Annotated in this window: 21 protein-coding genes; 13 read left to right on the top strand and 8 right to left on the bottom strand. The window is 74.3% G+C overall.

Features of this window, described 5'->3' with window-relative positions; all coding sequences use genetic code 11:
• Positions 1-68 precede the first annotated feature (68 nt).
• The 3 genes from C0216_RS12450 (at position 69) to C0216_RS12455 (ending at position 3283) form a co-directional block, all read left to right on the top strand.
• A complete protein-coding gene (locus C0216_RS12450; protein WP_114055336.1) occupies positions 69-1556 on the top strand; it encodes an SDR family NAD(P)-dependent oxidoreductase in 1488 nt (495 codons plus the stop codon).
• Positions 1557-1907: 351 nt separating this feature from the next.
• The gene (locus C0216_RS33840; protein ID WP_174250382.1) at positions 1908-2081 is read left to right on the top strand and encodes a hypothetical protein; all 174 of its coding nucleotides are present in this window, start codon (positions 1908-1910) and stop codon (positions 2079-2081) included.
• 206 nt (positions 2082-2287) lie between these two features.
• Positions 2288-3283: an NAD-dependent epimerase/dehydratase family protein gene (locus C0216_RS12455; RefSeq protein ID WP_114055337.1), complete on the top strand. Its 996-nt coding sequence runs from the start codon at positions 2288-2290 to the stop codon at positions 3281-3283.
• Here C0216_RS12455 and C0216_RS12460 read toward each other — a convergent pair.
• Both C0216_RS12460 and C0216_RS12465 read right to left on the bottom strand, forming a co-directional pair.
• Positions 3269-4729: a lipase maturation factor family protein gene (locus C0216_RS12460; protein WP_114055338.1), complete on the bottom strand. Its 1461-nt coding sequence runs from the start codon at positions 4727-4729 to the stop codon at positions 3269-3271. The two genes, C0216_RS12455 and C0216_RS12460, sit on opposite strands and share 15 nt — an antisense overlap.
• A gap of 20 nt (positions 4730-4749) precedes the next feature.
• The gene (locus C0216_RS12465; protein WP_114055339.1) at positions 4750-5283 is read right to left on the bottom strand and encodes a DUF1990 family protein; all 534 of its coding nucleotides are present in this window, start codon (positions 5281-5283) and stop codon (positions 4750-4752) included.
• A gap of 373 nt (positions 5284-5656) precedes the next feature.
• Between C0216_RS12465 and C0216_RS12470 the strand changes: the two genes are divergently transcribed.
• The 4 genes from C0216_RS12470 to C0216_RS12485 all read left to right on the top strand — a co-directional run bounded on the left by C0216_RS12470 (position 5657) and on the right by C0216_RS12485 (position 10483).
• The gene (locus C0216_RS12470; protein WP_114055340.1) at positions 5657-7000 is read left to right on the top strand and encodes a DUF6777 domain-containing protein; all 1344 of its coding nucleotides are present in this window, start codon (positions 5657-5659) and stop codon (positions 6998-7000) included.
• Between the two features lie 7 nt (positions 7001-7007).
• The gene (locus tag C0216_RS12475; RefSeq protein ID WP_428985487.1) at positions 7008-9074 is read left to right on the top strand and encodes a SpoIIE family protein phosphatase; all 2067 of its coding nucleotides are present in this window, start codon (positions 7008-7010) and stop codon (positions 9072-9074) included.
• 90 nt (positions 9075-9164) lie between these two features.
• On the top strand, positions 9165-10025 hold the full coding sequence (locus C0216_RS12480) for an Fpg/Nei family DNA glycosylase (protein WP_114055341.1): 861 nt from the start codon (positions 9165-9167) through the stop codon (positions 10023-10025).
• A gap of 38 nt (positions 10026-10063) precedes the next feature.
• Positions 10064-10483, top strand: coding sequence for a hypothetical protein (locus tag C0216_RS12485; RefSeq protein ID WP_174250383.1), 420 nt, complete (start codon positions 10064-10066; stop codon positions 10481-10483).
• 23 nt (positions 10484-10506) lie between these two features.
• On the opposite strand, the gene C0216_RS12490 is transcribed toward C0216_RS12485, so the two are convergent.
• Together C0216_RS12490 and C0216_RS12495 are read right to left on the bottom strand one after the other, a co-directional pair.
• The gene (locus tag C0216_RS12490) at positions 10507-10971 is read right to left on the bottom strand and encodes a hypothetical protein (RefSeq protein ID WP_162793331.1); all 465 of its coding nucleotides are present in this window, start codon (positions 10969-10971) and stop codon (positions 10507-10509) included.
• Between the two features lie 233 nt (positions 10972-11204).
• A complete protein-coding gene (locus tag C0216_RS12495) occupies positions 11205-11744 on the bottom strand; it encodes a sigma-70 family RNA polymerase sigma factor (RefSeq protein ID WP_114055343.1) in 540 nt (179 codons plus the stop codon).
• A 310-nt stretch (positions 11745-12054) separates the two neighbouring features.
• Between C0216_RS12495 and C0216_RS12500 the strand changes: the two genes are divergently transcribed.
• From C0216_RS12500 to C0216_RS12510, 3 genes are all read left to right on the top strand, one after another.
• Entirely contained in the window at positions 12055-13254 is a 1200-nt protein-coding gene (locus C0216_RS12500) for a CapA family protein (protein ID WP_114055344.1), read from the top strand.
• 105 nt (positions 13255-13359) lie between these two features.
• Complete coding sequence (gene lysX, locus C0216_RS12505) at positions 13360-16665, top strand: bifunctional lysylphosphatidylglycerol synthetase/lysine--tRNA ligase LysX (protein ID WP_114055345.1); 3306 nt, start codon at positions 13360-13362, stop codon at positions 16663-16665.
• Between the two features lie 70 nt (positions 16666-16735).
• On the top strand, positions 16736-17659 hold the full coding sequence (locus tag C0216_RS12510) for a polysaccharide deacetylase family protein (protein ID WP_114055346.1): 924 nt from the start codon (positions 16736-16738) through the stop codon (positions 17657-17659).
• Positions 17660-17696: 37 nt separating this feature from the next.
• Here the strand turns inward: C0216_RS12510 and C0216_RS12515 are convergent, their stop codons facing one another.
• Complete coding sequence (locus tag C0216_RS12515; protein WP_114055347.1) at positions 17697-18383, bottom strand: class F sortase; 687 nt, start codon at positions 18381-18383, stop codon at positions 17697-17699.
• A 351-nt stretch (positions 18384-18734) separates the two neighbouring features.
• On the opposite strand from C0216_RS12515, the gene C0216_RS12520 reads away from it, so the two are divergent.
• Complete coding sequence (locus C0216_RS12520) at positions 18735-19265, top strand: hypothetical protein (RefSeq protein WP_114055348.1); 531 nt, start codon at positions 18735-18737, stop codon at positions 19263-19265.
• A 175-nt stretch (positions 19266-19440) separates the two neighbouring features.
• On the opposite strand, the gene C0216_RS12525 is transcribed toward C0216_RS12520, so the two are convergent.
• The 3 genes from C0216_RS12525 to C0216_RS12535 form a co-directional block, all read right to left on the bottom strand.
• A complete protein-coding gene (locus C0216_RS12525; protein WP_114055349.1) occupies positions 19441-20037 on the bottom strand; it encodes a hypothetical protein in 597 nt (198 codons plus the stop codon).
• Positions 20038-20220: 183 nt separating this feature from the next.
• Complete coding sequence (locus C0216_RS12530) at positions 20221-20991, bottom strand: DUF4239 domain-containing protein (RefSeq protein ID WP_114055350.1); 771 nt, start codon at positions 20989-20991, stop codon at positions 20221-20223.
• 80 nt (positions 20992-21071) lie between these two features.
• A complete protein-coding gene (locus C0216_RS12535; RefSeq protein ID WP_162793188.1) occupies positions 21072-21815 on the bottom strand; it encodes a hypothetical protein in 744 nt (247 codons plus the stop codon).
• Between the two features lie 316 nt (positions 21816-22131).
• On the opposite strand from C0216_RS12535, the gene C0216_RS12540 reads away from it, so the two are divergent.
• Together C0216_RS12540 and C0216_RS12545 are read left to right on the top strand one after the other, a co-directional pair.
• Positions 22132-22962 (top strand): SAM-dependent methyltransferase, encoded by an 831-nt coding sequence (locus C0216_RS12540; protein ID WP_114055352.1) that lies wholly within the window; start codon positions 22132-22134, stop codon positions 22960-22962.
• Positions 22963-23015: 53 nt separating this feature from the next.
• Positions 23016-25205 carry a putative bifunctional diguanylate cyclase/phosphodiesterase gene (locus tag C0216_RS12545; protein ID WP_114055353.1) on the top strand — a complete coding sequence of 730 codons (2190 nt, stop codon included), beginning with the start codon at positions 23016-23018 and terminating at the stop codon, positions 25203-25205.
• Positions 25206-25338 lie beyond the last annotated feature (133 nt).

The following is a 25338-nucleotide window of genomic DNA, read 5'->3' on the forward strand; positions in this document are numbered from 1 at the left end:
ACAGTTGCCGTTTTGAGGACTTCCGCAGCAGGCGGATGCGGACGAGTGACCAAGGAACGGCAGCGGCCATGACGGCGACCGAGACCGAGACCGAAGACATCCAGGCGTACGGGCCGGGCATCGACCCCGAGCGCATGGCCGTCTGCCTCAGCGTGCTCGACGAGCTCGACAAGCTCGACATAGACCACCCCGACGCCGTCGCCGTGCGCCGGGCCACCGCCGGGATCTACCGGACGGTGAAGCAGCGCCGCCGCCAGGAGCGCCGCGCCGCGAAGACCGCCAACGACAAGGCCGTCACCGAGGCCACCGCGACGGGCTCGGCGCAGCGCATCGACGACGAGACCGAGGGCATCCTCCCGACCTCCGTCACCGAGGCCGGCCGGATCGCCGGCATACTCCAGCGCCCCCGCTCCTGCTACGTCTGCAAGACGCGGTACGTCGAGGTCGACTACTTCTACCACCAGCTCTGCCCGCCGTGCGCCGTCGAGAACCGCACCCGGCGCGAGGCCCGCGCCGACCTCGCGGGCAAGCGCGCGCTGCTCACCGGTGGCCGGGCGAAGATCGGCATGTACATCGCGCTGCGGCTGCTGCGCGACGGCGCCCACACCACGATCACCACGCGCTTCCCCAAGGACGCCATCCGCCGCTTCACGGCGATGGAGGACTCGGCGGACTGGATGCACCGCCTGGAGGTCGTCGGCATCGACCTGCGCGACCCGGCGCAGGCCGTGGAGCTGGCCGACCGCGTCGCCGATGCCGGACCGCTGGACATCCTGATCAACAACGCGACGCAGACGGTGCGCCGCCTGCCCAGCGCGTACGCCGCGCTGGTGGACGGAGAGGGCGCCCCGCTGCCGGCCGGCGAGCTGCCCGCGCACCACGTCATCGGCGCCTTCAACTCGGGTGCGGTCGACGGCCTGGCGGCGCTGCCCGTCGGCGTGAGCGGCCTGGAGGCGCAGAAGGTCGCGGACCTGGCCCTCGTCGCGGGCAACGCCAGCCTGGAGCGGCACCTGGACGGCACCGCGATCGACGCGGGCGGCCTGCTCCCCGACGTCGTCGAGAGCAACACCTGGGTGCAGACCATCGACCAGATCTCCCCGGTGGAGCTGCTCGAAACCCAGCTGTGCAACTACACCGCGCCGTTCATCCTGATCAGCAAGCTCCGTCCGGTGATGGCCGAGGCCGCCCGCAAGGCCGCCAGCGGGCGGGCGTACATCGTCAACGTCTCCGCGATGGAGGGCGTCTTCAGCCGCGGCTACAAGGGCGCCGGGCACCCGAACACCAATGCCGCCAAGGCGGCGATGAACATGGTGACGCGGACCAGCGGCCAGGAGATGTTCGAGACGGACCGGATCCTCATGACCTCCGTCGACACCGGCTGGATCACGGACGAGCGCCCGCACTTCGACAAGCTGCGGCTGGCCGAGGAGGGCTTCCACGCCCCCCTGGACCTGGTCGACGGCGCCGCCCGCGTCTACGACCCGGTCGTCCGCGGCGAGGCAGGCGAGGACCTGTACGGGGTCTTCCTGAAGGACTACGCGCCCGCGAAGTGGTGAGGCGCGCCACCGCCCGCCCCGCGACAGCGCCCCGGCCCCTCCTCCCGAGGGGCCGGGGCGCTGTCGCATCCCCGGTCCGAGAAGGCTCCCCGCGGCGGAGGGGCCGCCCCAAAGGGCAGACCTCGCCGCAAAGGTGACACACAAACCCGGGAACCGAGCGGATATTCGCGCCATTGGGGTGGATTTTGCCAATCTACCGAGCGGGTACCTGCTCAGATGTGTACTCTGGGGGACACGCTAGAGCCCCACCCAGGCCACGCTCCACCATGGCGCCACCGCGTCTTGAAACTCTCCATTCTCCATACCCGATGCGGTTGGCCGCCGGGTCAAGCGACACCGAAGGAGTGCGCGGTGACAGAGACGAAGACGAAGTCCGACGAGCTGCTGGAGCGCACGGGGTGGCAGGGCCGCCCCCACAGCGACGAACTGGGCAGCCTCGAGGTCTGGGCCCGCTCGGCCCCGATCCGCCTCGCCGGATACGAGGACGACCTCGCGGAATCCCACATCCTGCCCGGCATCGACTAGCCGGGCAGCGATCCCGGAACCGCCCCTCCGGCCGTCACAGGACAGCACGACGGCAAGGGGGCGGAGCACGGCTCGGCGGGCGGAGGCAGACGTGCCGCCGCCCGGGGCCGGGCAAGCGGAGTTCCCGGTTCGCGTCCGCCGTCGGCGTCATCGCCGAAAGCGATCACGGCTTCCGCCGCCGCGCCGGCCCCCGGCACGCTGGCCGCATGACGAAACTGCTGATGCTCGGCGGAACCGAGTTCGTCGGACGCGCCCTCACCGACGACGCCCTCGCCCGGGGCTGGGACGTCACGGTCTTCCACCGCGGCCGCCACGCGCCGCCACCCGGCACCCGTGCCGTACACGGCGACCGCACCGCCCCCGACGGCCTCGCCGTCCTCGCCGCGCCCGAAGCGGGCGAGTGGGACCTGGTCGTCGACACCTGGTCCGGCGCCCCCACCGCGGTCCGCGACACCGCACGCCTGCTGCGCGGCCGCGCCGGCCACTACACCTACATCTCCAGCCGCTCGGTCCACGCCTACCCCGGGAACGGGAACGCCGCCGAGGACGCCCCCCTCGTCGACGGCTCCCCGGACGCGGACGCAACCGCCTACGCCGAGGACAAGCGCGGCGGCGAGATCGCCGCCACCGACGCCTTCGGCGACCGCGCCCTCCTCGTCCGGGCCGGCCTGATCCTCGGCCCGTACGAGAACGTCGGCCGCCTCCCCTGGTGGCTGGGCCGCACCGCCCGCGGCGGCCCCACCCTGGCCCCGGGACCGAAGGACCTGCCGCTGCAGTACATCGACGTACGCGACCTCGCCCGCTGGACCCTCGACGCCGCCGCGGCCGGCCTCGGCGGCCCGTACAACGCGGTCTCGCCCGCCGGTCACGCCACCATGGGCACCTTCCTCGAAGCCTGCGCGGCCGCCACCGGCGGAGGCGCCGAACTGCGCTGGACCGAGGCCGCCCGGATCCTGGACGCCGGCATCGAACCCTGGACCGAGCTGCCCGTCTGGCTCCCCGAGGGCGATCTGCACGCCCACATGTTCGGCGCGGACGTCTCCCGGGCGCTCGCCGCCGGCCTGCGGTGCCGTCCCGTCGAGGAGACCGTCGCCGACACCTGGGCCTGGCTCCGCTCCGTCGGAGGCACCGCCCCCCTGCGCCCCGACCGCAGCGCCAAGGGCATCAGCCCCGAGAAGGAGGCCGCCCTACTCGGACTCTGACCGCTCTCCGGCCCCGCCCGAGGCGGACACCACCGAAAGACGGGTCGGGGGCAGGTACTCCCTTAGCAGGCTTCGATGCCACCACGCCCCCGTCTCGCGCAGCTCCCGCCAGGTGGTGAACCGGTACCGGTACAGCCGGGCCCGCACGTAGACGGGCGGGGCGCCGGGGAAGGGATTGCGGCGGATCAGCCGCAGGGTGTCCCGGTCGCCCTCCAGCAGCCGCTCCACGAACGGCCCGAACCAGTCCCGGGCGTAGCCGGGGGAGAGCGCCGCGAACCACATGAGCCAGTCGAGCCGCAGGTGGTACGGGGCGAACTGGCGGGGGATCCGGCGCGGATCCCCCGGCTTGCCCTTGAAGCCGTACTCCCGCCACTCCCCGTCCTCCCGCGGCACCGCGTCCGGGGTTCCCTCCACCACGACCTCGTCGCGGACCCGGCTCACCGTGCCGAAGGCCCCGTACGTGTTCACCAGGTGCAGGGAGTCGAAGGAGCGGTTCATCACCTGCCGCCGGGAGACCATGTTGCGCACCGGATGCCTGCTCAGCACCAGCACCAGCAGCGTCACCGCGCACACCAGCACCGCGAACCACACCGGCGGCGGTGCGGAGGCCGCGGCCGGCGGCGGGCCGGCGACCGGGGTGAAGTCGACCGCCGGCAGCGCGAGCGTGATCGTCAGCCAGTTCAACCACGCGAAGTTCCCGGAGAGCACCAGCCACAGCTGCGTCGCCACGATCGCGCAGGCGGCGTACGAGGCGACCGGCTGCGGTGCGAACAGCAGCACCGGCACGACCAGTTGCGTGACGTGGTTGGCGGCGCACTCCACCCGGTGCAGCGGCTTCGGCAGGTGGTGGAAGAACCAGCTCAGCGGGCCGGGCATGGGCTGCGTCTCGTGGTGGTGGTAGAGGCAGGTCAGCTTCCGCCAGCAGGCGTCCCCCCGCATCTTGATCAGTCCGGCCCCGAACTCCACCCGGAACGCCACCCACCGCAGCAGCCACAGCACCAGCACCGGCGGACCGGTCTCGGCGTTGCCGAGGAACACCGCGAGGAAGCCTGCCTCCAGCAGGAGGGACTCCCAGCCGAAGGAGTACCAGGTCTGGCCCACGTTCACGATCGACAGGTACAGCGCCCACAGCACCGCCCACATCGCCATCGCCGCACCGAGCGGCACGGCGTCCCCCGCGCCGGCCGCCAGCGCCGCGGACAGGGCCGCCCCCGTCCACGCGCAGCCGGCGAAGAACCGGTCCGAGTAGTGGAGTTGGAACAGGCTCGGGGCGCGTTTGAAGGGCACGAAACGCACGTGCTGCGGGACGGGCAGCATGCCGCGGCTCCCGATCAGGGCCCGGAACTGGAGGGCGGCCGCCAGGAAGGCGACGAGGTAGACGCCGGCGAGGGCCCGCTGGAAGACCAGCCGGCCCAGCCAGAGGTCGGGCGCCGTGAACCAGTCCATCACCCCCAGTATCGGCCGGTTCAGGCCGGGGCGGCCAGCCTGCGCAGGGCCCGGCCCAGGCGGCGGGCGTAACAGCGCTGGAAGAGGGGGACCAGAGGGCCGGCGGCCCGGGTGTACCAGCGGGCCGGGCGGCTGAAGGCGGTCACCTCGAACCACACGCTGCCGTCCCGGTCGAGGAGGACCAGGAAGGACTCCTCACCCTCTTCGGGGTGGCCGGCCAGGGTCCCGTAGGCGAAGCCGGTCCGGGCGGGCTCGTACACCGTCCAGACGACCTCGCAGGGCGCCTCGATCCGCAGCGGGCCCCAGCCGAGCCCGACCGCGACACGGCTCCCCGGCCGGACGGCGCCGTGGCCGCAGCGGACCGCCGCGCCCGCGGCGCGGTGCGCGCCGAACGTGGTGAGCGCGGCCCCGGCCGCCTCGAAGACGGCGCGGCCGCGGCCGAGCCGGGTGCGGTGGCGGAGGTGGTGGTACCGCTCGGGCAGGGGCAGCGAGGCTGTGGCGCCCCGCTCCGGGTAGGTGAGCGCGGGGCGGGCCGCCCCGCTGAGTCGGGTCATCGGATCGTCTCCTCCGTCTGGGGGCGCGGTCTGCGTCTGCCCCGGCCGCCGGCGGCGCTCCCCGAGGTGCGGGCCGGAGGCCGCCAGGCGGCGCCGCGCCGCGCCCCGGGCGCGCGAGACTCCCGCGCTTTGAACGTGTTCAGCTCCTGTTGCGACCCTACGGGAACGTCTGAACGCGTTCAAGAGCGGCTCTCCCGGGTGCCTGCGCACCGCCCGGGGGAGGTCGTGCCCCCGGCTGCGGGCGCTCCGGTTGCGGGGCTCGCCGGCATGCGGCAGACAGGAGGGAGCATCCGGGGCGAACAGGGAGAAAACCGTGCACGAGCCGACACCCCGTCAGGCGCCGCGTCGTCACACACCGGCCCGCGCAGCCCTTTTGACGCTGCTCGGCCTCGCCGCCGCGGCCTGCGGCGGCGGCGAAGAGCCCCCCGCGCCGGCCGGCCCCGAGAACCAGGAGATCCACCTCCAGCCCGTCGGCTCGGCGGGCCCCGACCCCTTCACCCCCTCCTCCGCCACCGCCGAATCCGCCCCGGCCCAGCCCCCGCTCCCCAACCCGACCGGCCGCGGCATCCGCACCGTGGGCGGTGCCACCCCCGGCCTCTACGGCGGCACCAAGCGCCTCGGCAGCTGCGACGTCGAACAGCAGCTGCGCGCCCTGACCGGCGACGACAACAAGGCCCGCGCCTTCGCGGCGGCCTCCTCCGTCCAGGAGTCCGGGCTCCCCGAGTTCCTTCGCGGGCTCACTCCTGTCGTGCTCCGAGCCGACACCCGCGTCACGAACCACGGCTTCCGCGACGGCGGCGCGTACGGCTTCCAGGCGGTCCTCCAGGCCGGCACCGCCGTCCTCGTCGACGCGCAGGGCATGCCCCGGTTGCGCTGCGCCGGCGGCAGCCCGCTGCTCCCCCCGCTCAGCGCGAAGGGGACCCCTGCCGTCAAGGGCGAGCGGTGGAACGGCTACCAGCCCAACCAGGTGATCGTGATCGAACCCACCGCCCACCCGCTCGCCGGCCTCGTCATCGCCAACGTCGCGGACAACACGTGGATCGAGCGGACCACCGGCGACGACGGCGCCCAGGACCGCTCCCCGCGCGCCATGCCCGCGTACGACCCCGCCGACGGCATCCCCGTCGGCGCCGCGCCGGCCAGCGCCCCGGCCGCCCCGCCCGCCCCGCCCGGTACTCCCGGACGGCCGCCCGGGGAGAGCGTGCCGGGCGGGCAGGACGCCCCGCAGCGCACCACCCCGTCCCAGCCGGGCCTGCCGGCGGACGGCTCCGCCGAGTGGCCCGCCGACGGTTCCGCCGGGGCGGATCCGGCGGCGGGCGACGCCGGCGACCTGGCGCCGTGGCCGGGCGGGGACGACGCCGCCGCGGACGGGGGAGACCTCTACGACCCGAACGCCCCCGACGCCGAAGCCGACGCGGCCCTGACCGACCCGGGCGCCGACCCGTGGACCGCCGACACGTACGGCACGCAGACCGGCGGCGCGGACTCCTACCCGAGCGACGCCTACTCCGCCGACTCCGCCGATTCCTATTCCACCGACTCCTACGGCGCCGACTCCTACAGCACCGGCGCCGACGGCGCCGGCATCCACGAGACCGACTCCCTCGACGGCGCGGCAGGCGCCCCCGGCGCCGCAGCGGTGCCGGGGGCGGCCGGGGTGCCCGCCGCCGGGGCCGCGACCGCCGCGGTTCCCGCCGCGGACCCGGGGGGCGCATGACCCGCCCCTGTGTCATGGTGGACCGGTGCCGACCACCGTATCGCTGCCGGACGACTGGCCCGCACACCCGGACCGGTCGCTCTCGCTCAACCGCATGGGCAGCTTCGACTGGGACCTGTCCACCGGCCTGATGCACCTGGACACGGCCGGCCTCGACGTGTTCGACACCCCCGCGGAGGAGTACGACGGCCGGCCCGAGTCGCTCGCCGCCCGCGTGCCCGAGGGGGAGTCCTCCCGCCTCTTCGACCTCGTCTCCCACGCCCTCAAGGGCGACGAGGACAGCTACGGCGCCTACTTCCGGATCCGCTGCCGCGACGGCCGGCTGCGCTGGACCCACACCCAGGGCCGCGTCATGCGCGACCCCGACGGCCGCCCCCTCCGGATCATCGGCATCGTCCGCGACGCCACCGAGGAGCTCAGCCACTCGGCCGAACGCCTCGGCCTCGACGAGGAGCGCCGCCGCCAGACCTCGGTGGTCGAGAGCACCACCGCGGCCCTGGCCCACGCCCGGACCGTCAAGGACGTCATCGACGTCATCGGCGACGCCCACGGCCTGGAGCGGCTCGGCTCCATGGGCATGGTCATGGGGCTGGTCGAGGCGGGCCGCATCCACCTGGTCGCCGAGGGCCCCTCGGGCAGCTTCGTCCCCGGCACCCGCTACACCCGCGTCGACGAGAACTACCCGATGAGCGAGGTGGTCCGCTCCCTCCAGCCGCGCTTCCTCGACTCCGCGGAGGAGTTCGCCGAGGGCTACCCCGGACTCTGGGCGAAGATCTCGTACATGGACATCTCGGCGGCCGCGTACCTGCCGCTGATCGCCCAGGCCCGCCCGATCGGCGCAATCGGCCTGCTCTACCAGGACAAGGACGGCTTCACCCAGGACGAGCGGAACCTCCTCGTCGCCCTGGGCAGCAGCATCGCCCAGAGCCTCCAGCGCGCCATGCTGCTGGAGCAGGAGCACGACCTTGCCGAAGGCCTCCAGCAGGCCATGCTGCCGCGCCGGATCCCCGCCGTCCCCGGCGGCGACATCGCCGTCCGCTACCGCTCCGCCCGCATGGGCCAGGACATCGGAGGGGACTGGTACGACGTGATCCCGCTGCCCGGCGGCCGCGTCGGCGCCGTCATCGGGGACGTCCAGGGCCACGACACGCACGCCGCCGCCGTCATGGGCCAGCTGCGGATCGTGCTGCGCGCCTACGCCGCCGAGGGGCACTCGCCGGGCACCGTCATGGCCCGGGCCTCGGTGTTCCTGCACGAACTGGACACCGACCGCTTCGCCACCTGCACCTACGTCGAGGCCGACCTGTCGACCGGCGTCCTGCAGATCGTGCGCGCCGGGCACATCGACCCGCTGCTGCGCACCCGCGACGGCGACTGCCGCCGGCTGGACGTGGAGGGAGGGATGCCGCTCGGCCTCTCGGCGGAGTTCGGCCGCCTGGAGTACCCGGTGACGACGGTGGAACTCGACCCCGGCGAAACGATCCTGCTGTGCACGGACGGCCTCGTCGAGCATCCCGGAGCGGACCTCGACGACGGGGTGCGGCTGCTGACCGGGCTGGTCCGCAGCGGCCCGGAGGACCTCCAGCGGCTCGCGGACCGGCTGTGCGAGGTGATAGACGAGCGCGGCGGCGACGACGACATGGCGCTGCTCCTGCTGCGGCGCCGCGTGGAGGAGGCGGCGGCGCAGGGCGGCGGCCGGCTCCAGCAGCACGTCGCCCCCGGCGACCCGGAGGCCCTGGTGTCGGCCCGCCACATGATCGGCGCGGCGGTCCGCGCCTGGGGCGCGCGGGAGCGCTCCGACGAGATCGAACTCGTGGCGGACGAGCTGATCGTCAACGCCCTGATGCACACGGACGGCCCCGCGATCGTCACCCTGCGGATCCTGAGCGGCCCGGTCCGCCGGCTCCGGGTCGAGGTGGAGGACCGCTCCAGCGCCCTGCCGCGCCGACGGGAGGCGGGCGAGGCGGGGGTGTCCGGGCGGGGGCTCATGCTGGTGGACCGGCTGGCGGACGTGTGGGGCGTGGAGGCGCGGGGCAGCGGCAAGTGCGTCTGGTGCGAGTTCCTCCTGGCCTGAGCCCGAGCCCGAGCCTGGGCCCGAGCCCGCGGTCGCGGTCGCATGCCGTGTCCGGTCGCGCATCGGCGGCCGGATGGGCAGGCTGGGGGCATGCCCGAGCTGCCGGAGGTCGAGGCCCTCAGGGAGTTCCTCGACGAGCACCTGCCCGGGAGGGTCGTCGCACGCGTCCTCCCGCTCGCCGTGAGCGTGCTGAAGACGTACGACCCGCCCCTGTCCGCCCTGGAGGGGCAGGAGGCGGGTCCCACCGCCCGGTACGGCAAGTTCCTCGCCCTGCGGATCGGGGAGCTCCACCTGGTCACCCACCTGGCCCGGGCCGGCTGGCTCCGCTGGCAGGACGCCCTCCCCGACCGGCCGCCGCGCCCCGGCAAGGGGCCGCTCGCCCTGCGCGTCGCCCTCGAAGGCGGCGGCGGCTTCGACCTGACGGAGGCGGGCACCCAGAAGCGCCTCGCCGTGTACGTCGTCCGGCACCCGGCGGAGGTGCCCGGCATCGCCCGCCTGGGGCCGGACCCGCTGGCCGAGGACTTCGACCGGGACGCGTTCGCCGCGCTGCTGGCGGGCGAGCGGCGGCAGATCAAGGGCGTCCTGCGCGACCAGGGCGTCCTCGCCGGCATCGGCAACGCCTACAGCGACGAGATCCTCCACGCGGCCGGGGTGTCCCCCTTCAAACCGGCCTCCGCCTTCGACGAGGAGCAGACCACCCGCCTGTACGAGGCCGTCCGGGACACCCTGCGCGAGGCGGTCGGCCGGGCCCACGGCGTCGCCGCGGGCCGGCTGAAGGCCGAGAAGAAGAGCGGCCTGCGGGTCCACGGCCGGGACGGCGAGCCGTGCCCGGTGTGCGGCGACACCATCCGCTCGGTGTCGTTCGCCGACTCCTCCCTCCAGTACTGCCCCACGTGCCAGACCGGCGGCAGGCCGCTCGCCGACCGCAGGCTCTCCCGCCTCCTCAAATGACCTCCGCCCGCGCCCGCCGCTGCGTAGACTCCCGCACCATGCAGGACCCTCCGCCGCAGCCGTACGGGGAGGCGGCGGCGCCCCGGCGGGAGACCGTCACGGGGGTGCCGCGCGCCGCCCGCCGCCGTGCTCCCGCGTACACCCCGGCGCGCTCGGAGATCTGCGAGCAGACCAGCCTCGGCACGACGTACGTACGCGCCCTCATGCGCAGCCAGCTGCGCGCCGGGCTCGGGGCGGTGGCCGCGCTGGCACTGGCGGTGGGGGTGCTTCCGCTGCTGTTCGCGCTGCCCGGGGCGGTGCCCGGCCCGCTGGTGTGGGCGGTCCTCGGGGTGGCCGCCTATCCCGTGCTGTGGCTGATCGCCCGGTGGTACGTCGGGAGGGCGGAGCGCAACGAGGCCGATTTCGCAGGCCTGGTGCTGGACCCGGCCGACCCCCCGCCTGCGCGGCGGCGCCCGTAGCGGGCGGCGGGGCCGCGGTCCGGTCAGAAGAGGTGCATGGCCAAGTGGCCCAGGGGGAGGCCGAGTTGCCAGGCGGGCGTCCACACGCGGGCGTTCTCGTCGAGGCCCTGGTACGGCTCGGGCCCGCCCGGCCGGGCCGCGTCGATGTTGGTGGCGAAGAGCTCCGTCCGGTCCAGCCAGCGCCAGGCGGCGCGGGCGAGTTCGAGGTCGGGGTCCTCGCCGCGGCCGCTCTCCCGGGCCTCCTCGCCCAGCGCGAGGAACCGGGTGTGGACCCAGTCGCGCCAGGGGTGCCCGTACGCCGTCAGCGACATCCACTCGTCGAGCTGGGAGACCACGCGGATCCCGGACAGCTCGCCGGCGGCGTCGGAGAGGTAGATGGTCAGGGCGAGCGTGTCCCGGCCGGCGCGGAACTCCAGGGTGCCGGCCGGGATCAGCCGGCCCGTACGCAGCAGTTCGTCGGCGATGTACTCGGCGTACAGCCACGCCATGGGCACCGCAAGCCCGCCGTCACTGGTGCCGTTCGTACCCTCGGGCTGCACCGTTCCACCTTCTCCCGCGTGTCGAGCTTCCCGTCCGTGGGTACCGAGCCTTCCTCTCTCGGCTTGCGCCGTGGGGGATGTTTACTCAACTTGAACGGTCTGCGGCCTGTTTCCGCGCACTTCGTGTCCGATCCGCGTGCATTCGGATCGTTTCCCCGTGCGGCGGCCGGGCCGCGGCGCGCTCAGGCGCCGAGCCCGTACCCGTACCCCTGGAGGCCCTGGCGGAGGGCCCGCAGCGCGTAGTGCGTGCGGGACTTGACCGTTCCGGCGGGGATCCCCAGCTCGGCGGCGGCCTCGGCGACCGAGCGGTCGCGGAAGTACACCTCCAGCAGCACCTCCCGGTGCTCCGGCCCCAGCGAGCCGACGGCGCGCCGGACGTCGATGGCCGTCACGGACCCCGCCACCCCGTCCTCGGGGGCGGGCGCCTGCTCCAGGGCGTCCGCGTCGACCTCCTGCGGCCGCGAGAGGCGGGCCCGGCGGGCGTCGATCGCGAGGCGCCGCGCGACGGTGAAGAGCCAGGGCCGCATGGACGCATGGCCGCTCGCCAGCGCCTCCGGGTGCTGCCAGGCCCGTACGAGCGTCTCCTGGACGAGGTCCTCGGCGCGCTGGGCGTCCCCGGAGGTGAGCCCGAGCAGCAGGCCGAACAGGGCCCGCCCGTGTTCGCGCTGGAGTTCGGCCAGCGCCTCGGGGGCCGTGCGCGCAAGGGTGGGGGAGAGGGGCACGAGGGCCTCCTTCCTGGGGCCGTCCGGGTCCGACGCACCCACCCTCACCTGCGCCGGGCGCCCCGTGAACCGTCAGGCAGCGGTCTTGCGCCCAAGCGCCCGGGACGCCCGGTGGGCGGCCGCCCGGGCCGGTGAGCGGTCGCCGAACGGTCGAACGGTGCGGTGAACGGCCCCCTGTCGGTGTGGCCGGCGGTGCGGTCGGGATGCGGCCGTGGATGCGGCCGGCCGGCTCCTTCCGACGCGCAGCACCTCCCTCCATGAATTAAAAGGTGATCAGATAGTCGTATTAATTGGAGAGAGAGTGGCGCCCATGACCCCGCGCACCCGCAAGGCCCTCGCGCTCCTGTCCGCCGCCCTGCTGTCGGCTGCCACCGCGGCCGCCTGCTCGGCCGGACGCACCCCGCCCGCCCGCCTCGGCGACGCACACCCCCCGCCCTCCCGCGCCGCCGGCCCGACCGCGACCCCCGCACGCGGATTCACACTCGTCGCGAGCGGCGACGTCCTGCCACACGACTCGGTCATCAAGCAGGCCGCGGCCGACGCCGACGGGGCCGGCCACGACTTCCGGCCGATGTTCTCCCACGTCAAGCCGCTCGTCTCCGCCGCCGACCTCGCCCTGTGCCACATGGAGACCGTCTACGGCCCCGACGGCGGCCCCTTCACCGGCTACCCCGCCTTCCAGTCCCCGCCCGAAGTCGCCGACGGCCTCAAGGACGCCGGCTACGACGGCTGCTCGACCGCCTCGAACCACACCCTCGACGCCGGAGCCGAAGGCGTGGCGCGCACCCTCGACCGCTTCGACCGGGTCGGCCTGCGCCACGCAGGATCGGCCCGCACGGCAGCCGAGGCGGCCGCACCCACCCTCTACACCGCGGGCTCGGCCACGGTCGCCCACCTCGCCTACACGTACGACACCAACGGGTACCCGATGCCCGAGGGCAGGCCGTGGGCCGTCAACCTCATGGACAAGGACAAGATCGTCGCGGACGCCCGGGCGGCCCGCACGGCCGGCGCCGACGTCGTCCTGGTCAGCCTGCACTGGGGCACCGAGTGGCAGACCGCGCCGGACGAGCGGCAGCTCTCCCTCGGCAGGGAGCTGACCGCCTCCCGGACCGGCGGCCGCCCCGACATCGACCTGATCCTCGGCACGCACGCCCACGTCCCGCAGGCCTACGAGAAGGTCAACGGCACCTGGATCGTCTACGGCATGGGCGACCAGGTCGCCGGCGAGATGTTCAACCACTCCGGCGACCGGGACCTGCGCGGCAACTACGGCTCCCTCGCCCGCTTCACCTTCGCCCCGCCGGCCGCGGCAGGCGGGCGCTGGCAGGTCGCCAAGGCCGAGTTCGTCCCCCAGATGATGGACCTGTCCGCCGGGAAGGTCGTCAACCTGCCGGCCGCCCTCGCCGAGGACCCCGACGACACCGCCTACCGCCGCGCCCGCGACACCGTCAGCGAGGCGGTCCTGGGCCGCGGCGCCGCCGCACACGGCCTCACCATGGGACGCTGACCGGGCCGCCCCCGGCCGGGACGGGCACGCTCCCCGCCCCTCACCCTCCCGGGGGACCGGCTGCTCGCCGCGCGGACCGCGGCCCGGCTCCCTAGAGTGCGAACCATGAGTGCCACGACGGAGCAGACCCGGGGGACCCGGAACCGCTTCCTGAACCGGGTTCCCGACGGGTTCGCCGCGTTCTTCGGCGCCCTCGGCCTGTTCTGCGCCGTCCTGGCGCTCTCGCCGGCGCTGCGCTACCTGCTGCGGCACGTCGTCCGCTTCCTCGACGACTACGTGGTCCCCGTCAGCGAGAACCTCGCCTACGCGGTCTTCCTCTTCCTCCTCGCCGCCGCGCTCGGCACCCGCAAGAAGGTCGCCTGGTGGATCGTCGTCGCCTACCTGGTCCTGCTGGTCGCCGTCGACGTCCTGCTCCTCGCGGACGGCTGGTACTGGATCGGCGGCCCCTCCCTCGTCATCGCCGTCGCCGCCCTGGCTCTGCTGACCGCCGCCCGCAGCGAGTTCTACGCCGCCTCCCGCCCCGGAGCGTTCTGGCGGGCCCTGCTCGTCCTCGGGCTCGGCCTGCTCGCCGCCGTCCTCCTCGGCTGGGCGCTCGTCGCCCTGTTCCCCGGCACCCTGCCCCGCGGCCAGTGGCTGGACTGGGCCGCCAAGCAGGTCTTCGGCGGCCTGTTCTCGGCCCGCGAGTTCGGCGGCCGGCCGCCTCGGCCCCTGTCCTTCCTGCTCGGCCTGTTCGGCGCGCTCGCCCTGCTGGGCGCCGCAGCCACCCTCTTCCGCTCCCAGCGCATGACCGCCGCCCTCCACGGCGACGAAGAGCCCCGCATCCGCGCGCTGCTCGGCGCGTACGGCCGCTCCGACTCCCTCGGCTACTTCGCCACCCGGCGCGACAAGGCCGTCGTCTTCGCCCCCAACGGCAGGGCCTGCGTCACCTACCGCGTCGAGGCGGGCGTCTGCCTCGCCAGCGGCGACCCGGTGGGCGACCCGGCCGCCTGGACCCCGGCCATCGACGCCTGGCTCGCCGTCGCCCGCCGCCACGGCTGGCAGCCCGCCGTCATGGGCGCCTCCGAGGACGGCGCCACCGCCTACGCCCGGTCCGGGCTCAGCGCCCTCCAACTCGGCGACGAGGCCATCCTGCACGTCGCCCACTTCGACCTCGACGGCCGCGACATGCGCGTCACCCGCCAGGCCGTGAGCCGCGTCCGCCGCGCCGGGGCCACCACCTCCATCCGCCGCCACTCCGCTCTGTCCGACGAGGAGATGCAGCGCATCATCGACCGCGCCGACACCTGGCGCGACACCGAGACGGAGCGGGGCTTCTCCATGGCACTCGACCGGCTCGGCGACCCCGCCGACGGCGACTGCCTGCTCGTCGAGGCCTTCGACGCCGACGGCGAGCTCATCGCCCTGCTGTCCTTCGTCCCCTGGGGCAAGGACGGCATCTCCCTCGACCTGATGCGCCGCGACCGCAACGCCCCCAACGGCGTCATGGAGTTCATGGTCGCCCAGCTGTGCGCCGCCGCCCCCGGCCTGGGCGTGCGCCGGATCTCGCTGAACTTCGCCGTCTTCCGCTCCGCCTTCGAGGAGGGCGGCCGGATCGGCGCCGGCCCCGTCCTGAGACTCTGGCGCCGGCTGCTGCTGTTCTTCTCCCGCTGGTGGCAGCTGGAGGCCCTCTACCGCTCGAACGTCAAGTACGGCCCCGAGTGGTACCCGCGGTTCCTCTGCTACCAGGACGCCGGCTCGCTCGCCCGGGTCAGCCTGGCCTCCGGTATCGCCGAGGGCTTCGTCTCCGTGCCCAGCCTGCGCAAGCTGTGGGGCAACGGCCACCCCAAGGGCGTCACCGCCCCCGCGAACACCGCCGGGCTGCCCCCGCTCGACACCCTCGGCCTCGACACGGCCGACGGGCAGGGCGGCCCGGCCCTCCCGGCCGAGCGGCTGCCCGAGCAGGTCCGCGTCCGCCACGCCAAGCTCGACCGGCTGCGCGCCGCCGGCGTCGACCCCTACCCCGTCGGCATCGCCGCCCGCACCCACACGGCGTCGGAGCTGCCGACCGCCCACCCCGGCCTGCCGCCCGGGGCCCGCAGCGACGGCCCCGCCACCCTCGCCGGGCGGATCATGGTCGTCCGCGACCTCGGCGGCGTCGTCTTCGCCGTCCTGCGCGACTGGTCCGGCGACATCCAGCTGATGCTCACCCGGGACGAGAGCGGCCCCGCCGTCCTCGACTCTTTCACCTCCCAGGTCGACTTCGGCGACCACGTCACCGCCACCGGCCGCATGGGGGCGAGCAAGTCCGGCGAGCCCTCCCTCCTCGTGGAGTCCTGGCAGCTCACCGGCAAGTGCCTGCGCCCCCTGCCCGACAAGCGCAAGGGCCTCGCCGACCCCGAGGCCCGCGTCCGCCGCCGCTACCTCGACCTCGTCGCCAGCCCCGAGGCCCGCGACGTCGTGCGGGCCCGCTCGACCGCCGTACAGGCCCTTCGGCACGGCCTGCTGGAGCGCGGCTTCCTGGAGGTCGAGACCCCGATGCTCCAGCAGATCCACGGCGGCGCCAACGCCCGCCCCTTCCGGACCCACATCAACGCCTACGACCTCGACCTGTACCTGCGCATCGCACCCGAGCTGTACCTCAAGCGGCTGTGCGTCGGCGGCATGGAGAAGGTCTTCGAGATGGGCCGCACCTTCCGCAACGAAGGCGTCTCCTACAAGCACAACCCCGAGTTCACGATGCTGGAGGCCTACCAGGCCTTCGCCGACTACGACGTGATGCTCGACCTGACCCGCGAGCTCATCCAGGGCGCCGCCACCGCCGCCTTCGGCTCGCCGATCGCCCACAAGACCGGCCCCGACGGCAGGCTGGCCGTCCACGACATCTCCGGCACCTGGCCCGTCAAGACCCTGTACGGAGCGGTCAGCGAGGCCCTCGGCGAAGCCGTCGACGCCGACACCCCGGAAGCCGTGCTGCGCCGGCTGTGCGACCGCGCCGGGGTGCCCCACACCCCCGCCGACACCCGCGGAGACATCGTCCTGGAGATGTACGAGCGGCTCGTCGAGGAGAAGACCACCCTGCCCACCTTCTACAAGGACTTCCCCACCGACGTCTCCCCGCTGACCCGGCAGCACCGGCGCGATCCGCGCCTGGCCGAGCGCTGGGACCTCGTCGCCTTCGGGACCGAACTGGGCACGGCCTACTCGGAGCTGACCGACCCCGTCGAGCAGCGGCGCCGGCTCACCGCCCAGTCGCTGCTCGCCGCGGGCGGCGACCCGGAGGCGATGGAACTCGACGAGGACTTCCTCGACGCCCTGGAGTACGCGATGCCGCCCACCGGCGGGCTCGGCATCGGAGTGGACCGCCTCGTCATGTTCCTCACCGGTCTGACGATCCGCGAGACGCTGCCGTTCCCGCTCGTGCGGCGCGGCTGATCGGGTGAGGGCGCGCGGCCTCCTCCGCGCTTCTCGACATCCCGGCCGGTCTCGTTGATACGTAGGAGTAATGAAAAATGACGAGCCGACAGTCGGGCGGCGCGTACTCCTGCGCACCGCAGTCTTCCTCGGGATCGCCACGGCCTCCGGACTCCTGGCCTCCGGCGAGTCCGGCCCGCCCGGCACCGGCGCCGCGGGCGGAACCCCCCGGGGCGGGGGAGCCGCCGGAGCCGCGGGCGCCGCCGGACCCGGCCCGGGGGGCGCGGCCGGGCCCGGAGGAGTCCCCGCCGTCCGGCCGCAGACCCCCGGCCGCACCTCCTACCGGCTGGCCCCCATGACCGCCGAGGCGCCGGTGCGCCCTCCGGCCGCCAGGCCCGCTGTCCGCACCCGGCCCATCCTGGAGCTCGACCCGGCCGCGGCCGCCCGCAGCTCGATGGTCCTCACCTTCGACGACGGCCCCGACCCCCGCTACACCCCCGGCATCCTCGACACCCTCGCCCGGTACGGCGTCCGCGCCATGTTCTTCGTGTGCGGCGAGATGGCCGCCGAGAACCGCGACCTGGTGCGCAGGATGGCCGCGGAGGGCCACCTCATCGGCAACCACACCTGGTCCCACCCCCTCATCCCCAGCCTGAGCAGGCCCGGCCTCGCCTCCGAGATCGGCCGGACCAGCGAGGTCGTCGAGAAGACCGTCGGCGCCCCGCCCCTGTGGTTCCGGGCGCCGTACGGCGCATGGAACCGGGCCGCCTTCGAGATCGGCGCCGAACTGGGCATGGAGCCGCTCGCCTGGACCGTCGACAGCCTCGACTGGACGGAACCGGGCACCTCCGTGATCGTCTCCCGCGTCCTGAGGGGCGCCGCACCCGGGGTGATCGTCCTCTCGCACGACGCCGGCGGCGACCGCACGCAGAGCGTCCACGCCCTCGCCACCTACCTGCCGCAGCTCCTGAACCGCGGCTACCGCATGACCCTGCCCGTGCTGCCGTCCCGCTGAGGAAACGTATCCCCAGCGGGGCGGGGGCGCCCGCGGCTCAGCGGGCCTCGACCATGCGGGCGAACACGACGACGTTGCCGTCGTAGCCCCGCGCCTTCGAGTAGCCGCCGCCGCACGTGATCACCCGGAGCTCGGGCAGGCCGGTGTCCCCGTACACCCGGGCTCCGGGGAACGTCTCCTTCGAGAACACCTCCACGCCGTACACCTCGAACACCGCCGTGCGCCCGTCGTAGCGGTCGACCTCGACGCGGTCGCCCTTGCGCAGGGCGCCCAGCCCGTAGAACACCGCCGGGCCCCGCTCGTTGTCGACGTGGCCCACGACGACGGCCGAGCCGCGCTGGCCCGGCGCGATCCCGTTCAGGTACCAGCCGGCCAGGTTCGGATCCTGGGCCGGAGGGGCCTCGATCCAGCCCTGCGCGTCCAGCCCCACCGTCATCACCGGGGCGTCCACCCTGATCTGCGGAATCCGGATGCGCTGGACCGACGAGTGCTCCAGCTCCGCGACACCCGCCGGCAGCGCCGCACCCGGCGGCAGCGGCATCGGCGCCTGCCCGTCCGACTGCCCGGCAGACGCCGACACCGCCGCGGCGGCCGCCGGCTGCGGCGGCCCTTCACCGGACTCGGCGCCGTTGCGCATCATGGCGAGGCCGCTGAGCATGACCAGCGCGAGCACGCCCCAGGGGGAGCGTCTCCTCGGCCGCTGCTCACTCTCGTCCTCGGTCATGGCTCTCCCTTCCCGACGCGGGGGTCCCGGCCCGCGTTCCATCCCGCCCCTTCACGCCCTTCTCCACGCACGCTAAGCCCGCTCGCGCAAGACGGCGATCGGTGCCGGGCGAACGGGTGGCGGGGCCGGACGGGTTGCACCCGTCCGGGTATTCATCACACAAACTCCTGACAGGTCATGACCTGCGGATCCGTCAGGTACCGCGACCGGCCCGCGGCGTGTCGCTCAACCGTGCGGACCAAAGCCGGACATGCGCCGCTTGCGGTCCGACCTGAGGGTTCGTGATGGGAGGCGTTCTCGTCGATCATCCCGGGCGACCGCTCCGGGGCGCTTTCCGCTGGAGGTTCCACCATGCGTGTTCTGCGCGCTCTCACCGTGACCGCGGCGGCGTGCGTCGCCGTCGGTCTCAGTATTCCGGTCGCCTCGGCGAACCCGGCGGCGGGGCCGCCGGAGAGCGGGGGCCAGGGCGGCAACGGCGGCCGCGGCCCCAGCAACGTCTCCGTCACCCCGTACTCGGTGCACCAGGGGGCCACGATGCAGGTCAGCGCCGCCGGCTGCGGTCACGGCGGAACCGTTGCGTCGCCCGGCAACTTCTCGCCGGCGAACCTGTCGGCCGGGTCCGTCGGGTTCGCGACGGTACGGATCTTCAACCACGCGTCGCCCGGGACGCACACGCTGTCGGTCAAGTGCAACGACAGCAACCTGATCGCCACACACCGCTTCCAGATCCTCCACGGCCGCGGCGCCCAGGGCGGTCTCGGCGGCTCCTTCGGCCCCTCCGCCGCCGAGACCGCCATCGGCGCGGGCCTCGTCGGCGCCGCGGCCCTCGGCGCGGGCGTCCACGTCCTGCGGCGCCGCCGCCCCCACCGCAACCGGGCCTGACGACCGGCCGACCTCCCCGGTCCCTGCCCGGAACACACGCCGGCCGCCCCGCATCCCGTACGGGATCCGGGGCGACCGGCTGTCGGCGGCCGCCCCGGGCGCGGCCGATGCCGTGCCTGCGTGGTGCGGTGCGGTGGCGCGGTGGTGCAGGCGTGGTGCCGCAAGAGGCGCCGCGTCAGTGGCGGTGGGCCGAGCCGCGGCGCCTCAGCGCGACGACGGTCCCTGCCGCGGCGGCCAGGAACAGGGCCGCGCCCGCGCCGAGTTCCGCGGCGTCCATCCCGGCGACGCTGCCGCCGAGCCCGCCCCGCACGCCGCGCGCCGCCGCCGACTCGGCGGGCGCCGTGGCGGTTCCGGTGCGCGGCGCGGCCGGCCGCTCGGCAGAGGTGGAGCTGGTCGTCGGCGTGGCCGTGCCGCCGGCGATGGTGAGGTCGGCGGAGCCGTTCTCGCCGTTGCAGGTGAACGTCACGGAGTAGACGGCTCCGCGGCGGGCGTCGCGGTCGACGGTCACGCGCGCCGTGCTGCCCCGGGCGATGCTCACGGTGTCGAAGACCCCGGAGGAGACGGTCGCGAAGGCGGCGTCGCAGCCGGTGACGGACAGCACCGTCTGGCCGCCCGGGGCGACCGTCGACGGGGTGATGGCGAAGCCGAAGGAAGTGATGGGCTGCGCCTCGGCCGCGATCGCGGCGGGCGCACCGAAGACGCCGAGCGCAAGGACGGCGCCCGCGGCGCCGGCGCCGAGCAGGGCAGTGGCGGAGCTGCGTATCGCACCCATGGAATGGTTCTCCGGATCCCGGGGAGCAGCCGCGGAACGGTTTCCGCCGGCGGTGGGGGATGCATCCCCGATGCCCGCCACGCTAGGCGCGGGCCCGCCTCCCCGCGATCAGGAGCGGGCGAATGGGGCACACTGCTGGGCCGAACCGGGGAGAGCGGGCCCCTCCCCGGTTTGGCGTGGCGCTCAGCCGCCCAGGTCCAGGTGCGGGAACTGCGCGAGGAACGGCTCGGCGGTCGCGGAGATGCCCCGCCCGAACGGGGCGTCGAAGTCCCAGATCAGGAACAGCAGGAACGCGATCAGCGCACTGAACAGGCCCGCCAGCAGCAGCTCCCGGAAGGAGCGGCGGATCTGCAGCATGAAGATCATCCCCACGGTCACCAGCGCCCCGGTGATCAGCCCGAACCACACCACACCGGGCATGGTGGCCCCCGCGCTCAGCCCCCGGGCGCTGCGGGCGTCGTCGACGAGCGCCACCTGGTCCACCAGCGGCTGGTACGCCTGCCCCTCGTGGTCGGTCTGCGGCTCGTAGTCGGTGACGTCCCGGCGGATCCGCTCCAGCAGCTCCCCGCTGCGGTCGGTGACCGTGCCGTGCTCGGCCATCTGCCGCCACTCGGTGTCCACCACGTACGTCACGTACGCGTCGACACCGGCCCGGATCCGGTCGCGGACCTCGGCCGGGTAGACCTGGGAGCGGACGCTGATCTCGTGCAGAGCCTGGGCCTCCTGGCGCACGTACTCCTGGGCCGCTCCCCGGCCCTCCCACACGCCGGCGATCGCCAGGCCGAGCACGATCGCGTAGATCACCCCGATCATCATCGTCATGTACTCGATGACGTCGGGGGTTTCGCTGGGATCGTCGTCCTCGCCGATCCTCCGGTGGTTGAAGAAGGCGATGGCGAGGACGACGGCGCAGGCCGCGGCCATCGCGAGGGTCAGGACGAGCCATTCCGACAAGGGGACTCCCAATCGTGCGCGGGCGGGCCGCGGGCGTGGCGGCGGTGACGGGACCGCGGTGGCGGACGGGGCGGCGGGGGTCAGCGCGGGCGCAGCGCGACGATCGCGAGCACCGCGGGCGCCGCGGTCATGAGGGTGAAGGTCACCGGCGAGATGTGGTGTTCGACCGGTTTCGCGGTCGCGGCGCGGTAAGCGGGCCTCGGTACGGGCTTCTTCGCCGGAGGGGGCGGAGGGAGGACCACGGGGACGGGCGCGGCCTGGGCCCGTGAGGGGGCCGGCGCGGGCTTCGGCGGGGCCGGTTCGGGCGCCTTCGGGACGGCGGCGGGCCTGGGCGGCTCCGGCTTCGGCGGGGCCGGCGGCGGGGGCGGGGGAGTGGGAGTGGGCCGGGGAGCGGGCGGCGGGGTCGGCTTCGGCGGCGGAGTGGGCTTGGGCGGCGGAGTGGGCTTCGGCGTCGGGGCGGGCGTCGGCTTCGGCGGGCACGGCGGGGGAGGCGGCGGGCAGGGGTGGCCGCGGCCGTGCCCGTGGCAGCGGTGGCCCTTCCCCCGCCCCTTGCCGTGGCCGTGGCCGTGGCCGTGCCCGCGGCCGCCGCCCCGGTCCGCTGCGCGGGCCTCGGCATCCGGCGGACCGCCGCCGTGATGTGCGCCACCTCCGGCGGCTCGTGCGGCGCCGCTGCCGGCGACGGCGGTCAGCCTGATGCCGCCCCCGGCGCCGCCGTCGCCGATCGTCGCGTAGGCGCAGCTATCGGCCACGGCCGGCGTGGCGGCCAGGGCCGCCCACAGCAGGGCCGGGAGCACGATCAAACGCCGGGTACGGGCTCTGTTCACCCGGGCAGCATGGGCTCGCGCGCGCCCGCGTACGCGGGGCACAGCCCTGGTTCGCCTGAACGGGTGCTGTTCAGACCATAGAGGTTTGAGCCACGAACCGAACCGATCTGATCACCTCTCGGGCGATTCCCAAAAGGGACGTGTCGGTTTCCGTCATCGGTGGCGCGGGGGGCCCCAGAGGTCTTTGGTGTGTGATGAAGAACGGATCACCAATTTCCGCTTTTGCTCGCCCCCTTGGGCGATGATCAGTACATTCGGCTCGGACAGGTGTCCGACCCCCCGGACGACCGCCACGGACTACGGCTTGGAGACCGAGATGGAGCGCCCCACCTGGGCCCCGCCAGGTATCGACATATCGGTGCCGAGCGTGTCCCGCATCTACGATTACTACCTGGGCGGCTCCCACAATTTCGAGGTGGACCGGCAGGCCGCCCGCCGGGCCATGGAATTCATGCCGGGCCTGCCGAAGATCATGCAGGCGAACAGGGCGTTCATGCGCCGCGCCGTCCGCTACGCCGCCGCCCAGGGCGTGACCCAGTTCCTCGACGTCGGCTCCGGCATCCCCACCTTCGGCAACGTCCACGAGGTCGCCCGGGCCGCCAGCCCCGACGCACGCGTCGTCTACGTCGACCACGACCCCGTCGCGGTCGCGCACAGCCGCGCCGTCCTGGAGGGCGACACGCAGACCGGCGTCGTCTCCGCCGACCTGCGCAAGCCGCAGGACATCCTCGGCGCCGCCGAGGTCGGGCGGCTGCTGGACTTCGAACGCCCCGTGGCCCTGCTCCTCGTCGCCGTCCTGCACTTCCTGGAGGACTCGGACGACCCGTACGGCGCCGTCGCCGAACTCCGCGACGCCCTGCCCCCGGGCAGCCTGCTCGTCCTCACCCACGCCTCGTACGAGGGCATGCCGCTGTCCGAGGAGGTCGCCAGCGGCACGGTCGGCGTCTACCGCGAGATCCGCAACCCGCTGGTCATGCGCACGCGCGACGAGGTCGCCCGATTCTTCGACGGCTTCGAACTGGTCGACCCCGGCGTCGTGTCGATGCCGAACTGGCAGCCCGGCGGCCTCGCGGACCCGCAGGACGGAGACATGCCGGAGGACCCGTACGCCTTCTCCGGCTACGGCGGAGTGGGACGCAAGGCGTGAGAACGACGGCCGCGGTGCCCCCCGGCACACCGACCCCGAAAGACGCGGAGCCCGTGCAGTCCGGCTCCTCACGCGTCCCGCAGCCGTGCCCGCAGGCGGCCCCGCACAGCGGCCTGGACGACCGGATCGCGCGTTTCGCCACGATCTGGGGGCGCGCCATCTTCCCGTTCACGGCGACCTCCCTGACGCGCCCGGAGTTCGAGCAGCACCTGGTGCCGCTGACCCGCACGCTCGCCGAGGCCCTGCACGCCAGGCCGTTCGACGCGGCCGTCGCCCAGCAGGTCGGGGCCGAGCTCGTCGCCGTGCACTGCACCGACCCCGAGGCGCTCGCCGGCACGCTCGGCGTCGTCGAGTCCTACCTCGTCCTGTACTGCGGGCCCGACGGCGTCGGGGCGGAGGGCACCGAGGAGTACCGGTCCCGATGCGCCCGCCTCCAGCACCAGATCGCCGCCGGCTTCGCCCGCGCCCTGCGCGAGCGCACCCTGCGGGAGCAGGAGGCGATCGCCCGCTCCGCGCTCACCGCGCGCATCGACGCCCAGCAGGCCCTGCACGCCAGCGAGGAGCGCTTCCGCGCGGTCTTCGAGGGCGCCGCGGTCGGCATCGGCATCGCCGACCTCGAGGGCAACGTGCTGGAGGTCAACGACGCCCTGCTCCAGATGTTCGGCGGCATGGGCGGCCACGTCCGCGGCCGCAACGTCAGCGAGTGGGGCCACCCCGACGACGCCCCGCAGGTCTGGCGCATGTACGGCGAACTCGTCCGCGGCGAGCGCGAGAGCTACCGCGTGGAGAAGCCGTACTACCGGCACGACGGCACCGTGCTGTGGACCAACCTGACGGTGTCGCTCCTGCGCGACGCCGACGGCCGCCCCCAGTACCAGCTGGCGCTGATGGAGGACACCACCGAACGGCGCCTGCTGAACCTGCGGCTGCGGTACGAGGCCACGCACGACGCCCTGACCGGCCTGCCCAACCGGACACTGTTCTTCGAACGCCTGGAGAAGGCCCTCAGCGGCGGCGGCACCCGCTTCGGCCTGTGCTACCTCGACCTGGACGGCTTCAAGGCGGTCAACGACAGCCTCGGCCACTCGGCGGGAGACCGGCTGCTCGTGGAGGTCGCGGACCGGCTCCAGAGCTGCGCGACAGGCCCCGGCGAGGTCGTCGCCCGGCTCGGCGGCGACGAGTTCGTGGCGCTGACCACCGGCCCGGACACCCAGGAGAAGGTGACGGAGCTCGCCGTCCGCATCCTGTCCGCCCTGTCGGCCCCGATCCGCATCGAGGGCCGGGAGCTGTCCGTCCGCGGCAGCATCGGCATCGTCGAGGGCCCGGCAGGGGAGCGCACCCCGGCGGAGGTGCTGCGCAGCGCGGACATCACCATGTACCGGGCCAAGGCGGCCGGCGGCAGCCGCTTCGAGTTCGCCGACGCGGAGGCCGACGCCCGGGCGATCACCCGCCACGGCCTGACGAACGCCCTCCCCGCGGCCCTCGAACGCGGCGAGTTCTTCATCGAGTACCAGCCGCTCGTCCACCTGCACGACGGCACGGTCCGCGGTGCGGAGGCCCTGGTCCGCTGGGAGCACCCGCAGTACGGCGTACTCGGCCCGGACCGCTTCATCCCGCTGGCCGAGCGGACCGGTCTGATCGTGCCGCTGGGCCGCTGGGTGCTGGAGGAGTCCGTCCGGCAGGCCCGCACCTGGCAGCGCGAACACGGCGGCTCGCCGCTTCGGGTCAACGTCAACCTCTCGCCGACCCAGCTCCACCACCCCGGCCTGGTCGCCGACACGGTCGCGGTCCTGGAGAACGCCGGCCTCACCCCGGGCGCCCTGTGCCTGGAGGTCACCGAGTCGGCCCTCATCGGCGCGGACGACGAACTCCTGGAACCGCTGCGCCGCCTCGCCGACCTCGGCGTCGACATCGCCCTCGACGACTTCGGCACGGGCTACTCGAACCTCGCGAACCTGCGCCGCCTCCCGGTGAGCGTGCTGAAGCTGGACCGCTCCTTCACCAAGGGGATGCAGCAGCAGCCCGCCAACCCCGTCGACGTCAAGATCGTCGAGGGCATCGTGTCCCTGGCCCACAGCCTCGAACTCGCCGTCACCGTCGAGGGCGTGGAGACCGGCGCCCAGGCGGCCCAACTCCGTGCACTCGGCTGTGACACCGCGCAGGGCTGGTACTACGCCCGCCCCGGCGCCCCGGACCGCATCCACGCCCTGACCCTCGCCGACGCCATCCCCTCCCCGGGCTGACCCCCCCCGTCCCCAAGCCGGCTCCACCCCTCCCGCCACGGGCTCGCCGGCCTGGACCACGGGCGGGTGCCGCGCCCGTGGTCCGCGGTCCCGCCCCGGCGGCACACCGCGGGCCCGCCCGGCCCACCTGGCT

Origin of the sequence: Streptomyces globosus (assembly GCF_003325375.1) — a bacterium.
Lineage (GTDB): Bacteria > Actinomycetota > Actinomycetes > Streptomycetales > Streptomycetaceae > Streptomyces > Streptomyces globosus_A.